At 56.5% G+C, this 2,313-nt stretch carries 1 protein-coding gene and 2 pseudogenes; 1 reads left to right on the forward strand and 2 read right to left on the reverse strand.

From position 1 onward, the window contains the following. A pseudogene (locus M0974_RS03400) lies at positions 1-220 on the reverse strand (NUDIX hydrolase); the annotation flags it as partial. Positions 221-223: 3 nt separating this feature from the next. Continuing rightward, entirely contained in the window at positions 224-1,312 is a 1,089-nt protein-coding gene (locus M0974_RS03405; RefSeq protein WP_297832806.1) for a DUF2333 family protein, read from the reverse strand. 349 nt (positions 1,313-1,661) lie between these two features. On the opposite strand from M0974_RS03405, the pseudogene M0974_RS03410 reads away from it, so the two are divergent. Beyond that, positions 1,662-2,313, forward strand: a pseudogene (locus M0974_RS03410) (diguanylate cyclase response regulator); the annotation flags it as partial.

The following is a 2,313-nucleotide window of genomic DNA, read 5'->3' on the forward strand; positions in this document are numbered from 1 at the left end:
AATAGCCGGGATAAATCGCTTTGCTCAAGGTGCGCTGGTGCACGCAAAGTTCACCGGCCGAGTTGAACAGCAATATATAAGTGCCCCGCCCGATCAGCCCGCGCTCACGCAGTTGGGCCCGCTCGATGGAGCCCAATTGCTGATCGTGTTCATCGACCCAAGCGATTTGTTCGGCATCAGAGGCGGCGCGGTGCGCAGCCTCTTTTGGAGAGACCGACATCAGTTACCCCTGAGACAGCAGTTGGCGCAAGTCAATAACAGCAGCGTTAGCTCGGGAAAGATAGTTGGCCATTACCAGCGAGTGGTTGGCCAGCATACCGAACGGGCTGCCATTGAGGATCATTGGGCTCCACACTGGTTCTTGCGAAGCCTCCAGCTCACGAATGATCTGGCGGACACTGACCGTAGCGTTTTTCTTCGCCAACACGTCGGCGAAGTCCACCTCAACGGCACGCAACAATAGCGACAGCGCCCAGGCCTGACCGCGAGCTTCATAGAACACGTCGTCGATTTGCAGCCAAGGAGTTTCCACGATCTCTTCGTCAACCTGCGGCACTTCACCCGGTTTAAGGGTCACGGTGGACTGAGTTTCGGTTTTCAAGGTGCTGTTGAGCTTGACCCGACCCACGCTGGCGGACAGTCGCTGCGACAGTGAACCCAGACGGGTACCGACATCGCCCAGCCAATTGTTCAGGTTGTCCGCGCGGGCGTAGAACAGCGCGCCCTTCTGATTTGGGTCTGACAGTCGAGCCTCATAACGGCTCAACGCAGCAATACCCTCCCGGTACTGAGACTCGGTAGAAGGCAAAATCCAGCTTTTGTTGTTGAAATTGAAAAGCGGCTCGGCTTTAGCCAGATCACTATCTTCGGCCGACTGCGACTGCGAACGGGCGAGATCTTTGCGCAGTGCTCGGCTCATGTCACGGACCTGAATCAAGACGCCATATTCCCAGTTCGGGATGTTATCCAGCCACAGCCCAGGCGGGAAGCGGTCATTGGAAAGATAACCACCGGGCTTGTCGAGCAACGTAGAGGCAATGGTTTTGAGGGTCTCGACGGTGGTGTAGCCGACCACCATCTGCCTGCCGTCACGCTGAGCCGCCGCTTGGGCGTTCTGCTGCACAGGAAACAACTTCGGTTCGCTGCTCCAATACCAACCGATCAGCACCGTCACCACCAAATAAATGGCCAGCACGACGCCTAACGCACGGCTAAAAAACACACCACCCCAGTAGCCACGGGAACGAGTCCCAACCGCTGGCTCGTCGACCCGATCCCCTGCGCTGCCCGCACGCTTCTTCCAGTCCAGCATGGCTTTATCCTTTCAATCACGAAATTCAATAGTTCGACCGCAACCTTACAGCAAGGTGCCTTGGGTGTGGGAGGGAGCTTGCATGGGAATGGTTTGAGGGGGTGTGTCGGGGGCGGACTTACCTGAAAGTTTCAAAATACTCAGAGACGCCCTAAATCAGCGCCTTGGAACCCATTCGGATTGGTCCCGCAGAGTTTCAGATCCTACTTACATGACAATCGCAATATTTCAGCGTCAATTTGGCCTATAAACAGCAGTTAAATGACTTGCGGCACTCAGAATGACCACAGGAGGTGCTAGCATAGCGCCACCAGTCAACCTCAGCGCACCCATAATCAGTAGCCAGGATATGACCGAGCCAGAAGATCCCAGTCGCGATCGCCTCAAGCATCACTTTGCCCAGCGGGTAACCCATCAGGCACGTCAAATTCTTGAGGTCTGGCAACGCTTGCAACAAAGTGAATGGTCGGCTGCCGATATGGTTGAGCTGACCGAGTCGAATTTGCGCCTTCTGCGTTTCGCTGAACGTTTCGAGCAGCTCGAACACGTGCAACTGGCCCAAAGTATTGGCCTGGCACTCACGGCCGTTGAAGCTAATCGCGGGCGCCTAAGCAGCAGCCTCATTACCGAACTCAATCGCTTGATGCAACGCCTTTCGCGCACCGGGCTGCGCCACGGCGATCGACTGGAACAGACTTCCCTGCCCCCGCTGCGCAAACCAATCTACGTGATGCTGCAAGACCATGAGCGCAGTGACCGGCTGGCCAAGCAACTTGAGTTCTTCGGGCTGAGTGCCGTGGCGCTGGAAAATGTAGCCTCTTTCCACGCCACCATGGCCGAGCGGCATCCAGCCGCTATCGTCATGGACGTCGACTTTGGCGGTGCCGGCCAAGGCCTGAAATTGGCAGCCCAGGTTCAAGAAGGTCTGGAGTCCAAGCTGCCGCTGCTGTTTTTCAGCCATTTGGAAACGGACACCCCAACTCGACTGGCAGCCGTTCGCG

It is taken from the genome of Pseudomonas sp. (genome assembly GCF_026224925.1).
GTDB lineage: Bacteria > Pseudomonadota > Gammaproteobacteria > Pseudomonadales > Pseudomonadaceae > Aquipseudomonas.

Bases quoted from the DNA above. Each gene is read 5' to 3' on its own strand.
- M0974_RS03405 (WP_297832806.1), bottom strand. From the start codon at position 1,312: ATGCTGGACTGGAAGAAGCGTGCGGGCAGCGCAGGGGATCGGGTCGAC.